At 41.5% G+C, this 20,951-nt stretch carries 18 protein-coding genes; 3 read left to right on the top strand and 15 right to left on the bottom strand.

Features of this window, described 5'->3' with window-relative positions:
• Positions 1-10: 10 nt before the first annotated feature.
• The 5 genes from HT720_RS07045 to HT720_RS07020 form a co-directional block, all read right to left on the bottom strand.
• The gene (locus tag HT720_RS07045; RefSeq protein WP_173275204.1) at positions 11-1,390 is read right to left on the bottom strand and encodes a potassium transporter TrkG; all 1,380 of its coding nucleotides are present in this window, start codon (positions 1,388-1,390) and stop codon (positions 11-13) included.
• Between the two features lie 33 nt (positions 1,391-1,423).
• Positions 1,424-2,188: a nucleoside phosphorylase gene (locus tag HT720_RS07040; RefSeq protein ID WP_173275201.1), complete on the bottom strand. Its 765-nt coding sequence runs from the start codon at positions 2,186-2,188 to the stop codon at positions 1,424-1,426.
• Between the two features lie 659 nt (positions 2,189-2,847).
• Positions 2,848-3,405, bottom strand: a complete 558-nt coding sequence (locus HT720_RS07030; RefSeq protein WP_173275304.1) for a sugar O-acetyltransferase — start codon at positions 3,403-3,405, stop codon at positions 2,848-2,850.
• Between the two features lie 106 nt (positions 3,406-3,511).
• The gene (locus HT720_RS07025) at positions 3,512-4,366 is read right to left on the bottom strand and encodes a VOC family protein (protein ID WP_173275199.1); all 855 of its coding nucleotides are present in this window, start codon (positions 4,364-4,366) and stop codon (positions 3,512-3,514) included.
• 240 nt (positions 4,367-4,606) lie between these two features.
• Complete coding sequence (locus HT720_RS07020) at positions 4,607-5,839, bottom strand: carbohydrate-binding domain-containing protein (protein WP_173275196.1); 1,233 nt, start codon at positions 5,837-5,839, stop codon at positions 4,607-4,609.
• A gap of 380 nt (positions 5,840-6,219) precedes the next feature.
• Here HT720_RS07020 and HT720_RS07015 point away from each other — a divergent pair, with 380 nt between their 5' ends.
• A complete protein-coding gene (locus tag HT720_RS07015) occupies positions 6,220-6,996 on the top strand; it encodes a polyphosphate polymerase domain-containing protein (RefSeq protein ID WP_173275193.1) in 777 nt (258 codons plus the stop codon).
• Positions 6,989-7,672, top strand: coding sequence for a DUF4956 domain-containing protein (locus tag HT720_RS07010; RefSeq protein WP_173275192.1), 684 nt, complete (start codon positions 6,989-6,991; stop codon positions 7,670-7,672). The genes HT720_RS07015 and HT720_RS07010 overlap by 8 nt, the downstream gene beginning before the upstream one ends.
• A gap of 226 nt (positions 7,673-7,898) precedes the next feature.
• On the opposite strand, the gene HT720_RS07005 is transcribed toward HT720_RS07010, so the two are convergent.
• The 9 genes from HT720_RS07005 to HT720_RS06965 all read right to left on the bottom strand — a co-directional run bounded on the left by HT720_RS07005 (position 7,899) and on the right by HT720_RS06965 (position 18,327).
• A complete protein-coding gene (locus HT720_RS07005) occupies positions 7,899-9,710 on the bottom strand; it encodes a hypothetical protein (RefSeq protein ID WP_173275191.1) in 1,812 nt (603 codons plus the stop codon).
• A 471-nt stretch (positions 9,711-10,181) separates the two neighbouring features.
• Positions 10,182-11,369, bottom strand: coding sequence for a CAP domain-containing protein (locus HT720_RS07000; RefSeq protein WP_173275189.1), 1,188 nt, complete (start codon positions 11,367-11,369; stop codon positions 10,182-10,184).
• Positions 11,370-11,497: 128 nt separating this feature from the next.
• Complete coding sequence (locus tag HT720_RS06995; protein WP_173275187.1) at positions 11,498-12,535, bottom strand: aldose epimerase family protein; 1,038 nt, start codon at positions 12,533-12,535, stop codon at positions 11,498-11,500.
• Positions 12,536-12,651: 116 nt separating this feature from the next.
• On the bottom strand, positions 12,652-13,818 hold the full coding sequence (locus tag HT720_RS06990) for an SIS domain-containing protein (protein WP_049512629.1): 1,167 nt from the start codon (positions 13,816-13,818) through the stop codon (positions 12,652-12,654).
• A 99-nt stretch (positions 13,819-13,917) separates the two neighbouring features.
• Positions 13,918-14,322 (bottom strand): PTS sugar transporter subunit IIA, encoded by a 405-nt coding sequence (locus HT720_RS06985; protein ID WP_080976817.1) that lies wholly within the window; start codon positions 14,320-14,322, stop codon positions 13,918-13,920.
• A 3-nt stretch (positions 14,323-14,325) separates the two neighbouring features.
• Positions 14,326-15,147: a PTS system mannose/fructose/sorbose family transporter subunit IID gene (locus HT720_RS06980; protein WP_084889631.1), complete on the bottom strand. Its 822-nt coding sequence runs from the start codon at positions 15,145-15,147 to the stop codon at positions 14,326-14,328.
• On the bottom strand, positions 15,134-16,039 hold the full coding sequence (locus tag HT720_RS06975; protein WP_000617018.1) for a PTS mannose/fructose/sorbose/N-acetylgalactosamine transporter subunit IIC: 906 nt from the start codon (positions 16,037-16,039) through the stop codon (positions 15,134-15,136). The genes HT720_RS06980 and HT720_RS06975 overlap by 14 nt, the downstream gene beginning before the upstream one ends.
• 27 nt (positions 16,040-16,066) lie before the next feature.
• Entirely contained in the window at positions 16,067-16,543 is a 477-nt protein-coding gene (locus tag HT720_RS06970; RefSeq protein ID WP_000156973.1) for a PTS system mannose/fructose/N-acetylgalactosamine-transporter subunit IIB, read from the bottom strand.
• Positions 16,540-18,327, bottom strand: coding sequence for a beta-galactosidase family protein (locus HT720_RS06965; RefSeq protein ID WP_173275185.1), 1,788 nt, complete (start codon positions 18,325-18,327; stop codon positions 16,540-16,542). Before HT720_RS06965 ends, HT720_RS06970 begins: the two co-directional genes overlap by 4 nt.
• Positions 18,328-18,673: 346 nt before the next feature.
• Between HT720_RS06965 and HT720_RS06960 the strand changes: the two genes are divergently transcribed.
• A complete protein-coding gene (locus tag HT720_RS06960) occupies positions 18,674-19,390 on the top strand; it encodes a GntR family transcriptional regulator (RefSeq protein ID WP_061425594.1) in 717 nt (238 codons plus the stop codon).
• A gap of 257 nt (positions 19,391-19,647) precedes the next feature.
• Here the strand turns inward: HT720_RS06960 and purB are convergent, their stop codons facing one another.
• Entirely contained in the window at positions 19,648-20,943 is a 1,296-nt protein-coding gene (gene purB / locus HT720_RS06955; protein ID WP_173275183.1) for an adenylosuccinate lyase, read from the bottom strand.
• Positions 20,944-20,951 lie beyond the last annotated feature (8 nt).

Genomic DNA, 20,951 nt, shown 5'->3' with positions numbered 1-20,951 from the left:
CTTTCCTTTCTTAACCAATACTAATATCTGCTTTCATATAGTGAATCATATCTTTCTTTTCTGGATGGTAATCTGCTAGACTGACCAGCAGGGTCAAGGGACCAATTCGTCCGATAAACATGAGAACCATAATCACACTTAGAGCTAATTTCCCTAAATCTGGAGTTAAATTCGCCGTCACTCCGACTGTCCCAAGAGCAGAAATGGTTTCAAATATGAGGTGGATAAAGGGAGGATTGCCCTTGGCTGTCACCCCTAGTAAAATCAAGCCCAGCAAGAAGGTCATCAAAAAGATAATAAAGACACTAAAGGATTTTTGAACCGTTCGCGGCGCAATCGTCCGTCGAGCGACATTGGCATGAGGTAAGCCTAGAAGCTCACTTCGTGCAAAGACCAAGAGGACAAAAAATGTCGTGATCTTGAGTCCCCCAGCTGTTCCTCCTGGAGCTCCACCTAGAAACATCTGCAAGATATAAATCAATAAGGTAACAGGACGAGCCAGACTGTAATCAATTGTCCCAAAACCAGCCGTTCTCATGCTGACAGTTTGGAAAAAGCTGACCAAGACCTTATCTGCAACAGGGAGATTGCCAATCGTCCCTGCATTGTTCCATTCAAGAACGAGACTGCTCACCGTCCCAAAAGCTAGTAGCCCCACCGTTAGTAATAAAACCAGTTTGGTGTGAAAATGCAGGCGCCCTTTTTTCTTTTTCCCTATATGCGTAGCAAGGTCAAACCAGACCATAAATCCAAGACCACCTGTGATAATCAAGCCTGCGATGACCAGATTGACCAAGGGATCAGTCTGAAAAGCAATCAAGCTCGTACTTCCAAAATTATCAAAACCTGCATTACAGAAGGCGGATATAGCTAGAAAAATAGCACTAAAGAGACCGCGCCCCCAGCCAAGTTGAGGAACAAAACGAAAACTGAGGAATAGAGCTCCCAAACCCTCAACCAAAAAAGTCGTGAGAAAAATAGAATAGACAAACTTTCTCAAAGATCGAGTCTCTCCATAACTAAAACTATCCTGAATAGTTGCACGGCTACGAAGACTAAGCTTTTGCTTGCTCTGGATATAGAAAACTCCAATAAAGGTCATGAGCCCCAGACCACCAATCTGAATCAAGAACATACAAATGAGCTGACCCCAAATATTGTAGGTGGCAGCGACAGGCTGAGTAAAAAGACCTGTCACACAGACCATGGATACGGTTGTAAAGAGATGGTCGAAATAAGTCGCTCGTGAGCTTTCAACTTGGACAAAAGGCAAGCTCAAAAGAAGAGAGCCTAGTAAAATGACCAAGGCAAAACTCAAAAAAATACGACGGGCTGGCGATAAACGAGATAAGCCTAGCTCTATTTTTTCCTTAGATAATTTGAATAACATACATCCATTGTACCATAAAAAGTAGGAGAGTAGCTATATCTGAAAGGCTATTTCAAGACAGAGTTCCAAGGCCTTATCAAAAGCTTGCGAGCCCCAGTCACGACTATCGTACTGGTCCAAGTCAGCTAGGGAATCTGCTGTGAACAACAATTCTCCCCAGAGAACCCCACGCAGTTGGGCTACTGCCGCAAGCGCAGCACACTCCATCTCTACAACAGCACAGCCTTCTTCCTTACGATAAGCCACCTTTTCAGCCGTTTCTCGGTAAAAACCGTCTGTCGTCCAGGTCATGACTTCTTCATAAGGAATCTCTCTGGCTTCCAAAACTTGCTCAATAGCAGCAATAGCCTCTGGCTGCATTTCCATATAACGAGAAGGTGCCACATAGTGGTAACTGGCTCCTTCATCTCGCAGAGCGTGAACAGGGACTAGAAAGGCATTTTCCTCTATATCGGCTAGCACACCACAGGTACCTGTGGAAATAATCTGCTCCACACCATAGCCAATCAACCAATCCATAAACTGGGCTGCTGGAGCTGAACCAACAGGAGCCTGAGCCAGACAAATCTCCTCGCCTTTGTAGTTGATGACATAAACTGGATAGGTCTTGGTAGCAGAAACGAATTCGCCGACACAGTCTACCCCTACCTCCCTCGCATAGCGGTCAATCTCCTCACCTAAAAAAGCATAGACACACTTCTTTGGCAACTGCAAATCCAACCCCTCGTGATTGGGCATGATAACCGCCTGAGGATTATCATCAAACTCTAAAACGGGAATCGCATGTTTCTGAATCATAGCCTGCCTCCTCTAATTTTGTACTATTGTATCAAAAATTGACGGAGTGTCAAGGAGGAGGCTGAGAATAAAAACAATACAATAACAATATTTTTGACAGAGACTCTTTTTAATGGTACAATGGACTTGCTTAAAAGTTCGATGAAATAAGCATATAAGAAAACACCACCGGTTGCCGCCAGTGGTGTTTTTTTGCGCTTGCTCAAGGCGCTCAGGCTATTTCTTTTTCTTGTCGCATTTGCTTGCTACAAATCGGATAAGCCACTCCGATAAGACATTCGCTAGTGTACCAGCAAGAATAGGTAGCAAGACAAGTTCGATGAAAACGCACATAAGATCACCTCCTGCCTGCGCAGTCTAGTGTTTGCGACCTTACTATTGTATCATCTTTGACTGAAAATAAATAGAAAAATCATTGATATCATCTAGTCATCCACAAAAACTCTCTCCTACACTAATACTTCTTGTATCAAAAAGCATCCCAGTTACAAGATGATTTAAAATTGATCAATGAAGCAGACTTGCTAAGATATAGAGTAGGTAAATGTGGGTTGGGTAAAAAATATAGAAGAAGTTTTTATCTCCACTCCCTTTTTCTCCATTATAGAAGAACAAGGGAATGACAGAAAAGAAACAACACCCGCTGTTCCTTTTTACTTCTACTTCACAGGTATTTCCTTAATCACGCGCGCAGGATTGCCACCTAACACAACATTATCTCCAAAGGACTTGGTAATCACGGCTCCTGCTCCTGCGACGACATTATTTCCAAGTGTAACTCCAGGCAGGACAATGACGCCACCACCAGCCCAGAAATTATCTCCGATTGTGATAGGTTTACCGTACTCGATACCTGAATTGCGCTCATGTGGATCCAGCGGATGGAGGGGGGTCAAGAACTGACAGTTGGGACCAATCATGGCATTGTCTCCAATACGAATCGGACAAACATCCAGCATGGTCAAGTTCCAATTAGAATAAAAATTTTCCCCTAGATGGATATTGACTCCATAATCGACCACCAGACGTGGATTGACATATAGATTTTGCCCAGTCGAGCCAAACCAAGCCTTAATGATTTCAGCTCCCTTTAAGGGGTCTTCTTCCTTGTTAAAGGCAGCCTGCTTTTGGCGAGAAGCCTGAGCCAAGGCCCGCAATTCTGGGTCCGATGGACGGTAAACCTCTCCTGCTATCATTTTCTGGTATTCACTGGTCATTGCATTCTTCTCCTTATTCCCTGCTATCATATCAAATTTTCTACATATCTGACTAGGATAAGGAGCACTTCCTACAGTTTATGCTTTGATTTTCAACACATCTTGCCTATCTTGCTAAACGAATACGGGACACAATTCCATCTGGGTCTATGATTTCCAACTGAGTTGATGTCAGCCACTTGATAGGCGCCTCAACTTCTTGTCCTCTTTCGTCAATTGCTAGAAGTTCTTCTTTGCTTGCGACTTCAATGACATAGTAGGCCAAGCCGGGTAATCCTTGTTCATTTCTGAGTAGCCTTTTTCCTCCCCACTCGTTGACCGCTAAATGATGATGATAATCCCCAGATGCAATCCAACTAGCACTAGGTAGACTAAATTTATCCTCTAGTCCTAAAACTTTTTGATAAAACTGGCTTGCTACTTGACTATCCTTGACAGAAAGATGGATATGCCCCATGCGCGTAGTAGAGGCTATCTCAAAAGGTTCTACTTTACGTCCCATCTCATATATTTCTTGAGCAGATAAGGCTTCGGTCACTCCGACAATGCGCCCATCCTCACGAATATCCCAGTCCTCTACAGACTTATCCCGATAAATTTCAATCCCGTTCCCTTCTAAATCTTCCAGATAGATTGCTTCACTGTAGCCATGATCCGCCCCACCGACTAGCTGAATTTGCAGCTCTGCTATATGCTTAAACAGATTTGCCAAATCCTCACGACTTGGTAAAAGGATAGCTAGGTGATAGAGACCATAGTGATCTTGCACCTCCTCTAGCCTGTCTGTTTTCAGTAAATGAACCAAAGCCTTTCCACCAGCTCCTAAAATACTTTCAGATTCTGTCTGAGAAAGGATTCCCAAGCCTAGAATCTGATGATAGAAGGCAGTCTGACTTGCCAAATCCTTAACATTTAAAACTGCCTCTGCCAAATAAATCTTACTATTGTATGCGTAGGTCATCTATTTCTCCCTTGTTCTTTTTATTGTAACTTTATTTATTACAACATTATACTCCTTTTTTACTTGGAGTCAAGTAGAACAACTCAAATAGCAGGACAAAACGATGTTGGGTAAAAAGTCGACTTCAGGAGAAAATGAAGTAAATCTCCCCACAATAAAACGCATAGTACCAATGTTTCTCTGACCTGATACTATGCGCTTTTCTGATTTCAAAGACTTCTTGCCCAGCCTCGTTTCTGTTTATCCTCGTCCGCCAGGGGCTGGACCGCCAGGATCTCCATTCGGACCTCCGCCTCCAGGCATAGAATTGACAATATCAGTTTGTTTTTCATCATTGATGTAGATATCCCCACCTGTGTAGGTTGCTGTTCCATCAAAGTCAAAACCTGATTGTCCTATCAATTTAATGGTTCCACCTGTGACTGTGATATTCCCGTTTGAGTCAATCGGATCTGTGTCCCCTTGACCGACTTCTACAGTTAGATTTCCACCTGTCATAGTAAAGTAAATGTCACTTTGCTGGGCATTTTTATTGGCTGCATTGACCCCATCATCTGTCGAGTAGACATTGATATCTCCACCATTGATCGTAATGGCTTTCCCTTCAATTCCTTCAGTCGCATTCTTGACTGTGTAAGTACCGCTATCAATCACTAGGTTGCCAGAAGCGTGAATGCCGTCATCGCCTGCTGTGACTGTTATGGTATTGTTCGCCAAATACATATTTCCGACAGTCATATCATCATCATTGTCAACTTTGACACCATCTTCCTTAGCATCAATCGTCATGGTCGCACCAGTGATATTAAGTTCATCATTGACATTAAAGGCATCGCCAACTGATGTGATGTTAAAGGTTCCACCTGTGATGTGGAGGGTGTCGTTAGCCTTGATAGCATTGCTTTTCTTGCCATCCACATTGAGAATTCCTGAGCCATTGATGGTCAAATCAACCTTAGAAAAGAGAGCGGTATTTGCCTTTTCATCACTGTTAGAACTTGAGTCAGAGAGACTGTTGGTGGTTCCCTCTGCTAGAGTGAGGTAGACATGACCTGCGCTTGTAGCCGAAATAGCCGCATCTGTATTGGTCATGGTCGCGCCTTTTAGGACAAGTTTCACATCATCAGACTTATCAGCTGCAATTTGAATTTGCACTCCGTCAGACTGACCAGAGATGACATAGGTACCTGCTTTTGAGATAGTCACTGTTGAACCAGAAACTGTCACACCGTCTCCAGAGACACTTGCAGATGAGCCTGACAATTCAATCTTAGAGGCTGTATTTTCATCATAAGATGTATCGTAGTCCTTTTCTGTAAAATAAGAAGATTGACTATTTTTAGCTGAAGTTGTGATGGCAGTGGTATCTGCCGCTGCAGTTGTACTTGACTTGGTCGTTGACTGCCCACAAGCTGTCATCAAAGTCAAAGCTGTTAAACTGGTTAAGATTAGAGTCCATTTTTTTGATTTCATACTTTTTTCCTCGCCTTCATTTAGCTTGAGCTTAGTTTACAGGGAGAGTCTGAAAAAAATCTAAACTTTTTCTGAAAGTTTTCTTAAGTTCAGTTTCAGTTAAGTTATCTTTAACAAAAGTTTTAGGAAAATTCCCTAGACTAGTCACAAGCAAGTTCATACTCAATGAAAATCAAAGAGCAAACTAGGAAGCTAGCTACAGGCTACTCAAAATACTGTTTTGAGGTTGTAGATAAGACTGACGAAGTCAATCACATATATACGACAAAGTGAAGCTGACGTGATTTGAAGAGATTTTCGAAGAGTATCAGCTTACCCAGACACACCTATCTACTAATAAGATAGAGTGCTGAAACAGTTTGATAAAGGAGACAGGATTTATGAAACCAATTGAAACAAGCTTTAAACGAATTGAAACCAAATATGTCGTTGCCAAGACTGACTTGGCTAATTTAATAGAAGACTTAAAAACATACCTCGTCGAGGATGACTATCCAACATCTACCATTTCTAATATCTACTTTGATACAGAGCAATTTGATATGATTCAGGATGATAGCCAAGGTACTAAGCGTAAAGAAAAGATTCGGATGCGAACCTATCTCAGTCAAGTCCAGCCTGATAGTCAGGTATTTTTAGAAATCAAATCCAAGGACAGAACTGGTGTCGGACGAAAATATCGTCTCTTGTCGACTCTCCAGTCTATCACCCAGTTTATGACCAAAGGACAGCTGGATAGCAGCATCAAGGACCAAATGATGATTGAAAAAATCCAGCAACTCCAAGAGGAATATCAGCAAGCCATTATCCCTCGTATGTATATTTACTACGACCGTTTTTCTCTCAAGGAAAAGAAAGAAATTAGCGGATTTCCCTACAATAAAATTCGTATCACCATTGACCAAAATCTAACCTATCGTGATGAGAATGTCAGTTTATTCTCAGGAAAGGACGGTTTCCCTCTACTAAACGAGGACATTGTCATCATGGAAATTAAAGCACCTGGTAGAAAACCCCAATGGCTACAAGATATTCTCGACCAATATGGACTGGTAGAGCAGAAATTTTCAAAATACAGCTGCGCCTACCACAAGTCTCAAGGGCTGGACTATAGCCCACGACCAAGCACAGAAAGTGTAGGTACTACTTATGTCTAATCTTTTTAATTCTATTTTCAACGATACAACCGCCACTGCCAATCCTATCCAGCTCTTTCTGGCTCTCTTAGTCAGCCTGATTTTAGGTTTGGCGCTGACCTGGGCCTACAAACACCGTACCCTCTATACGCGGGAATTTGCGGTTAGTTTGACCCTACTCCCCTGCTTGATGACCTTGGTCATCTTTCTGGTAAATGGCAGCCTAGGAACCTCTATCGCCGTTGCAGGAACCTTTAGCCTCATTCGTTTCCGTTCAGCCACTAGTGGCTCACGGGAACTAATTGCTATCTTCCTTGCTATGATTATTGGGCTGGCAGCAGGGACAGGCTACCTAGCCTTAGCTGTTCTCTTCACCGTCTTTATCTTAGCAGTATGGCTTCTTTTAGAAAAGCAACAAAGCAAGAGCAATCACCAACGTCGCAGACTATTGACCATCACAATTGCGAACCAGGATAAGCAACTTCAAACTATCCAATCTGGGCTATCACAATTCTGTACTGAGTTAGACCTCATCTCGATTGATACTAGCAATGATGGAGAACAAGTCACCACTGTCTACGAAGTGGATTTCAAGGCTCAAACCGATGATTTTCAAATCATCCATTACCTCACTAAAGAACAAGATACTTATCAGGTTTCCCTGACCAAAAATGCCAAGAAGAGAAAGAATTTGTAATTTTCAAATCAAATAGCAAACTAAGAATCTATTGAGTACCACCATTCTTTACCAATCAAAAAAACTCCGTAGTCTCTGACACCATAAATCCGGCTAGAGATTACAGAGTTATTTTTTAATCTAAACTTCCTACAAGGGTATAGTATCTACTGAAAGGATATGGTATTTGTAGGGAATACTTTAAAGGATTCTTACAGGAAGTTAGTATTAACTAGTTACATTAGGTTTAGTTAACCCATTCACCATTGGCATTGACTCTATAGCCATCTACAGTTGTATTGACTGCAAGGGCACCTGAACCGTCAACATAGTACCATTTGTCTGATACTTTGAACCATTGGCTTGCTTTCATAGCACCTGATACTTCAAGATAGTACCATGTATCTCCATCTTTAACCCAACCTGTTGCCATTGAACCGTTAGCATTTAGGTAGTACCATGAGCCGTTGACTTTAGCCCAACCTGTCGCCATAGCGCCACTAGCGTTGAGGTAGTACCATGAACCATTGTATTGTAGCCAACCTGTTACCATAGCTCCATTAGCGTTGAGGTAGTACCATGAGCCATTGTTTTGGAGCCAACCTGTTACCATAGCTCCATTAGCATTGAGGTAGTACCATGAACCGTTGTCTTGTAGCCAACCTGTCGCCATTGAACCATCCGTATTGTAGAAGTACCACATACCATTTTCTTGTTTCCAGCCTGTTTTTGGAGCGGCTGGTTTAGCTGGTGCCACTACAGAATATGAGCTGTATGATGGAACATATGAAGGGTATGAAGGGACATATGTCGGATTAGATGGTCTTGCAGGAACAGAAGGTTGTGCTGGAGTTTCAGTTTTTGGCGGTTGCTGTTGAGTCAAGCGATTATATGCTTCTTCTGATTTACGAGCATAGTCTTCTTCAGCTTGTTGATCATCTGTTTTCTCTGGTTTTGGTTTTTCAGCTGGTTTTTCTTTAGCTTTATTTTCTTCTGCAGCTTTTTTATTAGCTTCATCTATTGCTTCTTCAGCATCTTCAGCAGTTAATCCATTTTTGAAACCTTCTACAATTTTAGCTCTCGTTTCAGCTGCTTCTTTCTTTAATGCTTCAATCGTTTTTTGTTTTTGTGCTTCTAGTTCTGGATCATTTTTCGTATCAGCTTTTTCTAGCTCTTTAATTGTAGCTTCTAAAGCTTTATCGTAATTGGCTAAAAATTCTTTTTGGGCAGCTGCTTCTTCCTTAGCTTCTTTTTCTTCTGCAACTTCCTCTTCTTTAGCTTTTTCTTCTATTTCTTTTTCAGCGGCTTCTGCAGTTAGACCTTCTTTGAAGCGTTTTTCATAATCAGCCTTCTTATCTGCAGCTCGTTTTTTTAATTCATCAATAAACCCTTGAATTTGTTTTTCTAATTCTGGATCATTTTTTGCATTTTTTAAATCTTCTTCTAATTCTTTAACTGTAGTTTCTAAAGCTTTATCAAAATTAGATAAGAATTCTTTTTGAGCAGCTGCTTCGGCTTCTTTCTCAGCCTTTTCAGCCGCCTCAAGTTGTCGCTTGGCAACTTCGAGGTTGCCTTTTTCGGTGTTTAATTCTTTCAACAGAGGGGTGACTTCAGGAATAGACTCATACATTTTTTTTGTATATTCTTCATCCTTAGCTTTCTGTTTTGTTGTTGTTTCATCTACTTTTTTATTCGCTTCATTAAATTTTTTAGTGTATTCCGGTTGGTTTGGATATTTATTTTTTTCTTCTTGTGCTTGTCTTAGTTCAAGATAAGCTTTCTGCAGCTCTCCATTAATTATTTGCCGTTCTTCATCTATTTTTCTAACGGCATTTGCCTTTTCTTCGGCTTTTTTCTGAGCTTCATCGTAATTTTTCTGAGCTTCGGCCACCTTTTTTTCTGCCTCAGCAACCTTGCTCTTTGCCTGTTCTACGGTAGATGAAGCAGATGCTGTAGATGCCACCTCCGCTTTCACAGTTACTGGCGGAGACGCAACAAAACCAGCCCCTAAGATAGAGACACTGGCTAGACTTGTTAAAATCATTTTTTTCTTATTCATCTAAATTTACCTCTTTTCTGATAATCATTTTCAGACTATACTATATTAAGTATACCCCCCCCCGTAAATACTTGTCAAGTGTTTTACATTACAATTGTGTTACATTTTCGTTCGGAATTTTATTTGTTTTATCAAAGTTTTTATGAAAATCGTTTTGAAAACTTTTGTATTTCTTTACATTCTCTTTCATAGAGTCTCTCTTTTATACTCCTTGACTTCAAAAACAGTGCTTGTATTTTCTTTTCGATTGCAGATGAAACTTACATTCCCATATATCAAAAGGTTGATTTTTGAATTAGGAATAGTCTAGCATATTTGCGATAGATGATGACTCGTCCTTGTTTTCAGTGAGTAGCAACTGACTCGAGACACTCCAAAAAAGAGGCCAATGTTCGCCATCAACCTCTTTCTTATCGTTCATTCTTGTTGCTAGTGAGACGGATAACTTACCTCTCAGCCGGCATGTTCAGCCTAGCTTACCCATTCACCATTAGCATTTACACGGTAACCATCTGGTGTTGTTGTGTTAACAGCCAAAGCGCCTGAACCATTTGCATAGTACCAGTGTTGACCTACTTTAAACCAACCCGTCTTCATGATCCCTTCTTCATCAAGGTAATACCAGGTACCATTTTCCTTGTACCAGCCTGTTTTCATAGCTCCTGAGCTATCAAAGTAGAACCATCTGCTACCATCTGTTCCCCAGCCTGTAAACATAGCGCCTGAGTTACTTAGATAATACACCGATCCGTCAACTTCTACAAATCCAGTCTGCATGACACCTAGGTCATTCAAGTAGTACCATTGACCACCTGTTTTCAACCAGCCTGTCTTCACATCACCAGACTCATAAAAATACCACTTGCCATTAGACTGCACCCAGCCAGACTGATCAGACGTAGATTTTCTGAAATCTTTCAGCGGTGTTTCTACAACTATGGCTTTACTTTTAACTGTTGAAAGGTTTGAGGCAGTCACTTCTGTATACTGAACAGCAGAACCATATCCACCAGCCAATTCCTCTGAAGAAGTCGTAGTGCCTAGAGCCAGAGCAACCGTTGCTGCCTTCTGAGGACTAGCTGCATTTTTAAAAGCAGCAAGACCCACATGGGTAAATTTAGGGTTAATCAAGTTCTCATAATAAGATGAAAATTCTTTTGATGTTTTATCTTTCTTTTTCGCCACATATTGCGCCTTTTCAGCATGCCAGTTTTCAATTGCTTTTAGAAATCCATCAGGATTCAAATCTAAAGCTTCTCCACTTAGGCTATTACCAGATGGAAAGGCAGTCCAGTTGTTTTTGCTGGAAAGACGTTCAGCCTTCAGCGCAACAGATACCTCAGCAGCGCGTACAAAAGCCGTTTTTTCATGGTCAACTGACCATTTGACAGGAACATACTTATCTACCAAACCTTCGTCGGCTGCTTCTTTACGAATTTTATTGATAGCATCTAAAATAGATTGTTGATGAGGAGGCAAAAATTCTCCCTTGATTCCAACCAAAACATTGCCACTAGAAGGTTTTAGCACCTCTGAGGTCAATACATTACCATCAGCAGATTGCGTTGCCACCAATCTGTCATTGGCAAAAACATCATTTGTCAAAACTGCTCCTGCCAAGGTCAAAGCCAAGGCACTAGCAAATACAATTTTCTTCATTGTTTACTCCTTATATCTTTTGAATCGTATCTTGATAAATACTTTTTAACACCTAATTATATCATATTTTCCTACTATTTGTCTTTGCTTACCTATTCCTAAATCCCAAAAGTAGGCGCAATAATTCTTTACTTCACAACAAGTTCATAACGTGTCTTACTGGTGAAGGTTTGACCAGCTTTAAGGATGATTTGGTCTTTGAGGTCACTGTGAATGGCATCTGGTAAAGCTTGCGCTTCAAGGGCAATCCCATTGTGCTGTACCATTGGCTGACCTCCTATGATGACACTCTCATCCACAAAGTTTGCTGTGTAGACTACAAAGCAAGGAGCCTCTGTCTTGAAGAGCAGGAAGCGACCTGAGTTTTGGTCATAAAGGAAACCAGCATTGTCATGACCTGCAGGAAGGGCAAATGGATGATCCAAACCAGATACCAGCTGGATTTGCTCATCATCCTCTGCAAAGATGTCTTTCAACAAGGCACCATTGTAGATGTGTTTAATCATATCGCGATCAGCATCTGGAGTTTTAGCAGGAACACCGTCGGGAGCAATTGGGTAAATGCCCTCTGTGTTTAGTTGAAAGACATGACGGTCAATGGTCTGCGTGAAATCACCAGACAAGTTGAAATAGCTGTGGTTGGTTGGATTGACCAGCGTATCCTGATCAGTTGTTACCTTGTAGCTGATTTCATAGGCACCAGTTTCTTCCAAGTGATAGCTGATCCAGATTTTGAGATTTCCAGGAAATCCCCCTGTCCCATCTGTACGCTCTGTGTAGAGGGTCAGACCATGGTCGCTCACTTCAACTAGTTCAAACAAGCTAGAATCCCAACCAGTTGAACCACTGTGGTTACAGTTGCTAGCATTGTTAACTTCAAGGTCATAGTTCTTGCCATTAAGCTCAAAGGTCGCACCTGCAATACGACCTGCCACAGGACCTACGCTAGCTCCATGCTTGGGGCTATTGCCTACATAGCTGTCAAAATCATCAAAGCCCAAAATAACGTTGGCAAAATTTCCAGCCTTATCAGGTGTGACATAGCGCAAGATGGTCGCACCATAAGTCATAACATCAAGCTGGTAGCCACCGTCCGTCTCAAAGCGATAGGCCAAGACATCCTTGCCCTCAACATTTCCAAATACACGCTCTGTGTATGCTTTCATTCTGTTCTCCTTTTACTATTTCTCTCAAGCAAACAAACCATAGAAAGCCTACTGACAATCTATGGTTTACTTGTATGATTTACAAACTCCTTTATCAAGAATTCATAAACACTGTCTTACTTTTGATATTCGTGGATGATAACACCTTGTACCACACGGTTTACTGTACCTGTAGGAGACGGTGTATCTGGTTTGTTTTCTACCTTGAGTGAGGTCAATAGGGCAAAGAGTTGGGCATAAACGATGTAAGGGAAGACACGGTAAATATCATTCAAGACACCGCCACAACCAAGTGCCACTTCTTTGACATTTTCAAGGCCAAAGGCTTGATCACTCAAAAGCACAACACGACGAGCAATCTGATCACCCGCAACTTCACGAACCAAGTCCAAGTCGTACTGACGAGTGTAGTCTGTCGTTGTACCAAAGACCAAAACAACTGTATCTTCGTTGATAAGAGATTTTGGACCGTGACGGAAGCCGACTGGGCTTTCATACATGGTCGCAACTTGGCCAGCTGTCAATTCCAAAATCTTGAGCTGAGCTTCATGAGCAAGTCCAAAGAAAGGACCAGCGCCTAGATAGATGACACGGTTAAAGTCTAAATCAACAAGCTCTTTGACATCTTCTGCCTTGTCTAGGATTTTACGGGCAAGACTAGATACAACTTCAAAACGTTCAGCTTTCACAGCAAATTCTGTAGGATCAAAGACCAAGAGAGCTGTCAACATCATAGACGTAAAGCTGGAAGTCATGGCAAATCCAGCATCATTAGAAGCAGCTGGTTGCAAAAGCAAAAGATTGCGGTCATCGCCATGGGCTTGAAGAGCCAATTTACCATCTGCTGCACAAGTAATCGTCACTTGATAAAGCTCATCCACCAAGGATTTGGCCAAATCAACAGTTGCCACACTTTCAGGTGAATTTCCACTACGAGCGAAAGATACAAGGACAGTTACCACATCTTTTTTCAAATAAGTTTCTGGATTGGCAACGATATCTGTGGTCGCAATAGCATTGAAATTCCATTTGCGTTCGTCATAGACTTCCTTAAAGTATGGTACCAAAGTATCTCCCACATAAGCAGAAGTCCCCGCACCTGTCAAGATAACCTTGATATAGTCATGTTTATCAGCAATCCCTTGTAGGAAGGCTGCAATTTCTTCACGTTGTTCTTGATAAGATTCAAAAGCTTCTTTCCATACATCAGGCTGTTGGTAGATTTCACGTGTAGTGATTTCTGCACCCAATTCGAGCAAGTCTTCTTTTGTATAATGTAGCATTGAGTTCCTCTTTTTCTATTAAATATGGGAATGGGAGTAAGCCCCATTCCCATGTATATTCTATATAAGTTGTTCTGACGATGTTCACGTTGTCACATCTTATTCATCTTCGTCATCATCGAAGCCCGCTAATAAATCATTGACTTTCACAATGCTTTCTGCAGCACGGCTCTTATAGTCCGCATCTGCGCCTGTAAGGCTCGCATTGATAAATTCAATCACCATTGGAAGATTCATCCCTGCATAAAGTTCGATGTCACGACCTTCCATAATCAAACGGCTTATCACGTTACATGGTGTTCCACCGAGAAGATCCGCAAAGACTAGGAAATCATCCAATCCTTCAATAGCAGCTTCAAATTTTGCAGTAAATTCTTCTGGTCCATCTTCTGGAAGAAGAGCCACTGCATGAATATTGTCTTGTGGACCCATGATCATTTCAGTGCTACCTTTAAGTTCTTCACAGAAGCGACCATGACTCACCAAAATTAATGATTTAGCCATAAATTATGCGCCCATTCCAAGTACAAATTTACCAAAGGCAGAAAGAGCCAAAGCAAGTACGATAATAATACCGATAGCTTTAGTAGAGTTCATACCTTTCTTACCAAGCAACCAGAAGATAAAGGCTGTAAAGATTGCTGGAAGCAAACGTGGGAAGATTTGGTTCAAGATGTCTTGGAAGTCAATCATCTTTTCACCGATTGCCCATTTGTAAGAAATTTCAAAGTTAATCATTGTTGCTACAAGAGCACCCATCATGAAGACACCAAGTACAGATGCAGCGTCAATCAAAGCTGTCAAGGTACTTTGCATGTTGTTGATAAGGTTAACCCCTTCTTTGTAAGCAAATTCCAACTGTTTCCAACGGAAGATATCATACGCTACTGCAACTGCAATCCAAAGGAAGATACCCCAAGGTTGACCAGCGATAGCCATAGTTGCTGCGATAGATCCCATGATCGCAGGTACAAGTGAACCAAAGATTGTATCTCCAAGAGGAGCGAATGGTCCCATCAAACCTGTCTTGATACCATTAACGGCGTCTTTTGAACCCACACCATCTTTTTCTTCCATGGCAAGGTCAAAACCAGCGATAATGGTGTGGAAGAATGGTGAAGTATTGAAGAATTGAGTATGAACTTTCATCATTTCTTTCAATTCAGGAGTTCCATCCCCATACATTTTACGCAATTGAGGCAAGATCATGTAAAGGTAACCAGAAGCTTGCATACGTTCGTAGTTCCAACCTAATTGGAAAGTAAACAAGCTACGTTTGTTGATTTGATTAAAATCTTCTTTTGTAAGTTTGTAATTAGAATTCGTCATCTTCGATTTCCCCACTTTCTGATGGTGTAGAAGGTGCTGCTACAGCTACTTTTTGGCTATTTTTGAAGTGAAGCACTGCAAGGAAAATACCTACGATAGAAATACCAATCATAGACAAACCTTTGAAGTTGTTCACGAAACCAATTTTTTCAGCAACTTCAGCAGGTAGAGTACCTACGATACCAGCAACAGCGCCACCAAGACCAGTTACATATGAGTAAAGAACAGTCAACATAGCTGTCAAACCAAATCCCATAGCAAGGTAGTGAAGGTTACGTTTAACTGGAAGGTAACGAAGCAAGATTGCAAATCCAAGACCTGGAAGCATACGTCCTGCGAGTGTCAAACCATCTGCAACCCATTGGTATTTTGTAACGAAATCTACTACGTGTTGTACAAATTCACCACCAAAAGCAAGCGCAAAGAAGACTGGAAGGGCACGAGATAGAGCCCAAGGAATCGCACCAAGTAGGTAGTTGCGTTCAATACCTTTATAGTCAAAGCGTTCGATTGCAGCATCCACACGGTGAGCAAAGAAAGTAGTTGTCATACGTCCAAGAACGTCGAAGTAAGTCAAGAGAGTTGCTACTGGCACAGCGATTGTTGTAATCGCAAGTGCTGTATCAATTCCTTGTGAAACAGAGAAGGCTGTCGCAAGAACCGCACCAGAAGTTGCATCGATGCGAGAGGCACCACCGAAGGTACCAACCCCAAGAACGAATAGTTGCAAGTTACCACCGATAAGCAAACCAGTAGTCACATCTCCCATGATTAAACCAGTAATGAAACCAGCAAATACAGGGGAACCTGCAGATGAAACGATCGTCAACTCATCACAGATTTGATAAGCTGAGTACAAAGTGAGAAGTAAAATTTGCCACCATTGTATCATAACAATGACCTCCTAAAAAATTTTTTCCTATTTTAATAAGCTCAAAAAGTCTGAAATTGGATCATTTGGAACCATTTGAGCAGTAAGTTTAACACCTTTTTCTGCCAGTTTGTGGAAATCTTCCACATCCTTGTCTACTACGTTGATAGAACGTGTGATGGAGCGAGTTTCTGGTGTTTGAGACATATTCCCAACATTAAGGGTTTCAAGTGGTACACCTGCTTCAACCAAACCAAGGAAGCGGTCTGGTTTACGAGCCACGATAAAGAGACGTTGGCTATCGTATTTTCCAGCAAGAATATTGGCTGCCGCTTTTTCAATTGGCAAAATACTCAATTTTACACCTGGTGGTGTCGCAAGTTTCAAACCACTCTTTTCAACATCGTTGTTGACAACTTCGTCGTCTACAACCATAATGCGTGAAACATTTAGTTTTCCAGCCCAAAGATTGGCTACTTGTCCGTGGATCAAACGTCCATCGATACGGCATCCTACAATTGTCATAAGTTTTCCCCCTTTATGTGTTTTAGTGTAGGTTTACGAGTTAAATGAATCTCTTCTTTATATTGACCTTCTGTTTCAAAGATGATGATGCGGTTATCACCTTCCTTGAGATAGCTATGAGGGATATAAAGCGAGAGGGTCGGGCCGACGTTCCAAAAACGTCCTAGATTCTGCCCATTGACAAAGGCAACTCCCTTACCAAACTCAGACAAGTCTAGGTAAGTATCTTTTGGCTCTTGAACTGTAAAGTCATAAGCGTAAAAGGCTGGTTGTCCTTCTGTCCATCCTTTTGAAAAATCAATTTTATCAGGATTATCTAGTGGAAGTGGATAGTGTTTCCAGTTTAGTAAGAAATGCAAATCCTTACAAACCCCTGTCCGAATTCCCTTACGTTGCGTATCCGCTAAGAACTTGTGTCCATAGTTGACACGCCCCATATTTTCTATCAAGACATCAATCCTAGACAGCGCTTTCTTTTCACCTTGATAAAAAATATCTTCCCCAATCTCAGTCTGATATTGGGTTTTAACCCACTGACCATCGACATACAGCTGGGCCCTATCTCGACCATCAATGATACGAATTCTTTCTTCTTCTGCATCCCAGCTTGTCTCTGTTCGATAGAGTAGGTAGCCATAGCTTTGTCCCAACTCCTCCATCTTTTGAGGATAGAGACTTTCTATCGGACTCGACAAGCTATCTAAGGTTTCAAACAAGGAAACTTTTTCAGCAAGTGGAATAGCATCCAACTCCATACTCTCTTTGTAGAGTGGTTCCAACTGCGGATACTCTGGGAAATGTGTTGCCATCATCTTCTTGACTGCCAGATATTTGGCAGTTGGATTTCCTTCTTCATCCAGAAGGGCATCGTAATCATAAGACGTAACTTGTGGCAGGTCCAAAGTCCCTCGAGCTGAGCAACCATTCATGAAACCAAAGTTTGTCCCACCGTGGAACATGTAAAGATTGATGGAACCTTGCTCCAAAACCTCTCGAACTGCATCTGCCAATTCTTTTGGATCCCGTGTGATAATCGGTTCTTTCCAACGATTGAACCAGCCATCCCAGAACTCCATACACATGAGCGGCCATTTCTTACCATGCTCATCAAAGAATTCCTGCATCTGTGAAAAGTTGTAAGGTGCCTTAGAACCAAAGTTTCCTGTTACAAAAAGGTCATCTTCGATTAAGGTTCCAGCTTGCAGAGTAGCTCGCCATGGACCATCTGATGTAAAGAGAGGACAGGTTACGCCACGCTCTTCCATCGACTGTCGAATTGCTCTCAGATAAGCCTTATCTTCTCCATAAGAACCATACTCATTTTCAACCTGCATCATGAGGATATTGCCACCATTGTCCAACAGATGTGGAACCAGTCGTGGCAAGAGCTGATCATAATAGCGACCGACAGCTCCAATATAGGCTGGGTCAGATGAGCGGATTCTCATATCTTTGGTTAAGAGCCAAGCCGGTAAACCACCGAATTCCCATTCCGCACAGATGAAGGGTGACGGACGAACGATAGCGTAGAGACCCAAGTCTTGCGCTGTCTGTAGAAATCGCTCCAAATCCAGAGCTCCTTCAAAATGAAACTCACCCTCACGAGGCTCGTGTAAATTCCAAGCCACATAAGTCTCTACCGTATTAAAACCAAGAGCCTTCAAGTTATAGAGCGAATGATACCAATCCTCTGGAGGAATCCTAAAATAATGAATGGCGCCGGACAAAATCTTGAACGGTTTCCCATCTAAATAGAAATCGTCTCGTATCTCAAATCGTGTCATAAAACTACCTTTTGATTGCAAAGTTTGCGCTTTCACTCGTTGTTATAGTAATTATAAACCAATCTGTTTGAATTGTCAATAGAAATTGTCGGAATATTTGCTAGAATTTCACTATTATACACACGTTCAATTAGTTTCAAACATTTTCAGACCCATTTCAAACGCTCTTTAAATTCGGAATAGAGAACCTAAAATAATTTTGTATAAAATACATTTATAAAATATGAGCAATGCTTATGTAGCTTAATTTTTCAAACTATTTTTCTAATTTTTTATTCAAAAGACTACTATTTTTTTCGCTTTTATGGTAAAATTTTCTGTGGAGAAGGAAAATAGAGGTAAAAATATGGCAATTCCCAAATATCAATACATAAAAGACGAATTAAAAAATAAAATCATCTCTGGGCAGTTTAGCAGTGGAGATAAATTTTACACTGAAGCAGAGCTCATTTCAATGTACGATGTCAGTTCTATCACAGTTGTCCGCGCCTTAAACGACCTTGCTAAAGATGGCTATATTGTCCGCCAACAAGGAAAAGGAACCTTCGTTTCACGTGCACGCAAACACAAGCTTGTAGAGTTTTCAGATGTAGAAGTTTTTGAAACTAAAGATGATAAAGTTACCGTCCTTTCTATTGAGCGCGGAAACAAATTAAACTACTTAGAAAAACTTGGACTACGCGGTGACCAGTTCTACTACAAGATTGAACGTATACGTGAAACAAATGGTGTCGTATACATCTACCACACATCTTACATTCCAGAACAATACATCAACGCAAATTATCCAAATCTTGAATATTATAGCTCTATCTATAACCGTTTCAAATTGGATTACCACATTCATATGAATGATGAACATTTTGAAGAAATCAATGAAATAACATTTCCAACTCCAGAACATGCGGCTTCGGTCCTCGGAGTCGATGAGCAATTCCCAACCGTTTTACAAACCAAGACTACTAAGTTAGAGTCCACTGGCCAAGTTCTCGCATACAGCGAAACTTATAAACGAGCGGATTACTACAAGATTAAATTCATCTCATGTGACCGTGATCACTAAGAAGAAAGCCTGAGCCTAATCGCTTGGGCTTTTTCTATGCTTATTATATAACATAGTAGATTGAAATAGAATATGGACAAATCGATTAGGAAATTCAAATCAATTTCTAGTAATATTTTAGAAGTCATAGTATACTATTCTATATTCAACATATTATAAATATTGGTTATTTTTTTCAAAAGCACTTTAATAAACAAGAAAAACCGAAGTTCTTCTACTCCAGTAAATAGAGTAATAGAACTTCGATTTTATTTTAATTATCCTAAACCAAGACGTTCAAAGATATCATCCACTCGTTTAGTGTAATAAAGAGGGTTGAAGATTTCGTCGATTTCTTCTTGAGTGAGGCGTGATGTTACTTCTGGATCTGCTTCAAGAAGTGGTTTAAAATCTACTTGATTGTCCCAAGAGTAGGCTGTTTTTGGTTGTACCAAGTCATAGGCTTGCTCACGGATCATCCCTTTTTCAATCAAGGTCAACATGGCACGTTGGCTAAAGATAAGACCAAACGTAGAATTCATATTGCGGATCATATTTTCTGGGAAGACTGTCAAGTTCTTGACGATATTTCCAAAACGGTTGAGCATGTAGTCAATCAAAATGGTCGTATCTGGTGTGATGATACGCTCAGCTGATGAGTGTGAAATGTCACGTTCATGCCAGAGAGCGACGTTTTCATAGGCTGTAATCATGTGACCACGGATAACACGCGCAAGACCTGTCATGTTTTCAGAACCGATAGGGTTGCGTTTGTGAGGCATTGCTGAAGAACCTTTTTGCCCTTTGGCAAAGAATTCTTCCACTTCGCGTTGCTCAGACTTTTGCAAACCACGAATCTCAGTCGCCATGCGTTCGATTGAAGTCGCGATACTAGCAAGGACTGCAAAATACTCAGCGTGAAGGTCGCGAGGAAGCACCTGTGTAGAGATTTCTTGAGCACGGATACCAAGCTTGTCGCAGACGTATTGCTCCACAAATGGTGGGATATTTGCAAAGTTACCAACCGCACCAGAAATCTTACCAGCCTCAACACCAGCAGCCGCATGCTCGAAACGCTCGATATTGCGCTTCATTTCGCTGTACCAAGTCGCCAATTTAAGACCAAAGGTTGTCGGTTCAGCGTGCACACCGTGGGTACGCCCCATCATGATGGTGAACTTGTGCTCCTTGGCCTTGTCAGCGATGATGTTGGTGAAGTTTTCAAGGTCACGACGTATGATGTCGTTGGCCTGCTTGTAGAGGTAACCGTAGGCCGTGTCCACCACGTCGGTAGAAGTCAAACCATAGTGGACCCACTTGCGCTCTTCGCCAAGCGTTTCAGAAACCGCACGCGTGAAAGCCACCACATCGTGGCGAGTCTCCTGCTCAATTTCCAAAATACGGTCAATGTCAAAGTCCGCCTTCTCGCGAATCAAAGCCACATCTTCCTTAGGGATTTCCCCCAACTCAGCCCATGCCTCGTCAGCCAAGATTTCCACCTCAAGCCAAGCACGGTATTTATTTTCTTCACTCCAAATGTTCGCCATCTCAGGGCGAGAGTAACGGTTGATCATGTTGTTTC

This window comes from Streptococcus sp. 68, from assembly GCF_013277415.1.
Taxonomy (GTDB): Bacteria; Bacillota; Bacilli; order Lactobacillales; family Streptococcaceae; genus Streptococcus.
This window is presented reverse-complemented; position numbering and strand designations above follow the sequence as displayed.

Excerpts from the sequence above, each read along its gene's own strand:
- HT720_RS07045 (WP_173275204.1), bottom strand. The coding sequence starts at position 1,390 with ATGTTATTCAAATTATCTAAGGAAAAAATAGAGCTAGGCTTATCTCGT.
- HT720_RS07040 (WP_173275201.1), bottom strand. The coding sequence starts at position 2,188 with ATGATTCAGAAACATGCGATTCCCGTTTTAGAGTTTGATGATAATCCT.
- HT720_RS07030 (WP_173275304.1), bottom strand. The coding sequence starts at position 3,405 with ATGACCAGTGAATACCAGAAAATGATAGCAGGAGAGGTTTACCGTCCA.
- HT720_RS07025 (WP_173275199.1), bottom strand. The coding sequence starts at position 4,366 with ATGACCTACGCATACAATAGTAAGATTTATTTGGCAGAGGCAGTTTTA.
- HT720_RS07020 (WP_173275196.1), bottom strand. The coding sequence starts at position 5,839 with ATGAAATCAAAAAAATGGACTCTAATCTTAACCAGTTTAACAGCTTTG.
- HT720_RS07015 (WP_173275193.1), top strand. The coding sequence starts at position 6,220 with ATGAAACCAATTGAAACAAGCTTTAAACGAATTGAAACCAAATATGTC.
- HT720_RS07010 (WP_173275192.1), top strand. The coding sequence starts at position 6,989 with ATGTCTAATCTTTTTAATTCTATTTTCAACGATACAACCGCCACTGCC.
- HT720_RS07005 (WP_173275191.1), bottom strand. The coding sequence starts at position 9,710 with ATGAATAAGAAAAAAATGATTTTAACAAGTCTAGCCAGTGTCTCTATC.
- HT720_RS07000 (WP_173275189.1), bottom strand. The coding sequence starts at position 11,369 with ATGAAGAAAATTGTATTTGCTAGTGCCTTGGCTTTGACCTTGGCAGGA.
- HT720_RS06995 (WP_173275187.1), bottom strand. The coding sequence starts at position 12,535 with ATGAAAGCATACACAGAGCGTGTATTTGGAAATGTTGAGGGCAAGGAT.
- HT720_RS06990 (WP_049512629.1), bottom strand. The coding sequence starts at position 13,818 with ATGCTACATTATACAAAAGAAGACTTGCTCGAATTGGGTGCAGAAATC.
- HT720_RS06985 (WP_080976817.1), bottom strand. The coding sequence starts at position 14,322 with ATGGCTAAATCATTAATTTTGGTGAGTCATGGTCGCTTCTGTGAAGAA.
- HT720_RS06980 (WP_084889631.1), bottom strand. The coding sequence starts at position 15,147 with ATGACGAATTCTAATTACAAACTTACAAAAGAAGATTTTAATCAAATC.
- HT720_RS06975 (WP_000617018.1), bottom strand. The coding sequence starts at position 16,039 with ATGATACAATGGTGGCAAATTTTACTTCTCACTTTGTACTCAGCTTAT.
- HT720_RS06970 (WP_000156973.1), bottom strand. The coding sequence starts at position 16,543 with ATGACAATTGTAGGATGCCGTATCGATGGACGTTTGATCCACGGACAA.
- HT720_RS06965 (WP_173275185.1), bottom strand. The coding sequence starts at position 18,327 with ATGACACGATTTGAGATACGAGACGATTTCTATTTAGATGGGAAACCG.
- HT720_RS06960 (WP_061425594.1), top strand. The coding sequence starts at position 18,674 with ATGGCAATTCCCAAATATCAATACATAAAAGACGAATTAAAAAATAAA.
- purB (WP_173275183.1), bottom strand. The coding sequence starts at position 20,943 with ATGATCAACCGTTACTCTCGCCCTGAGATGGCGAACATTTGGAGTGAA.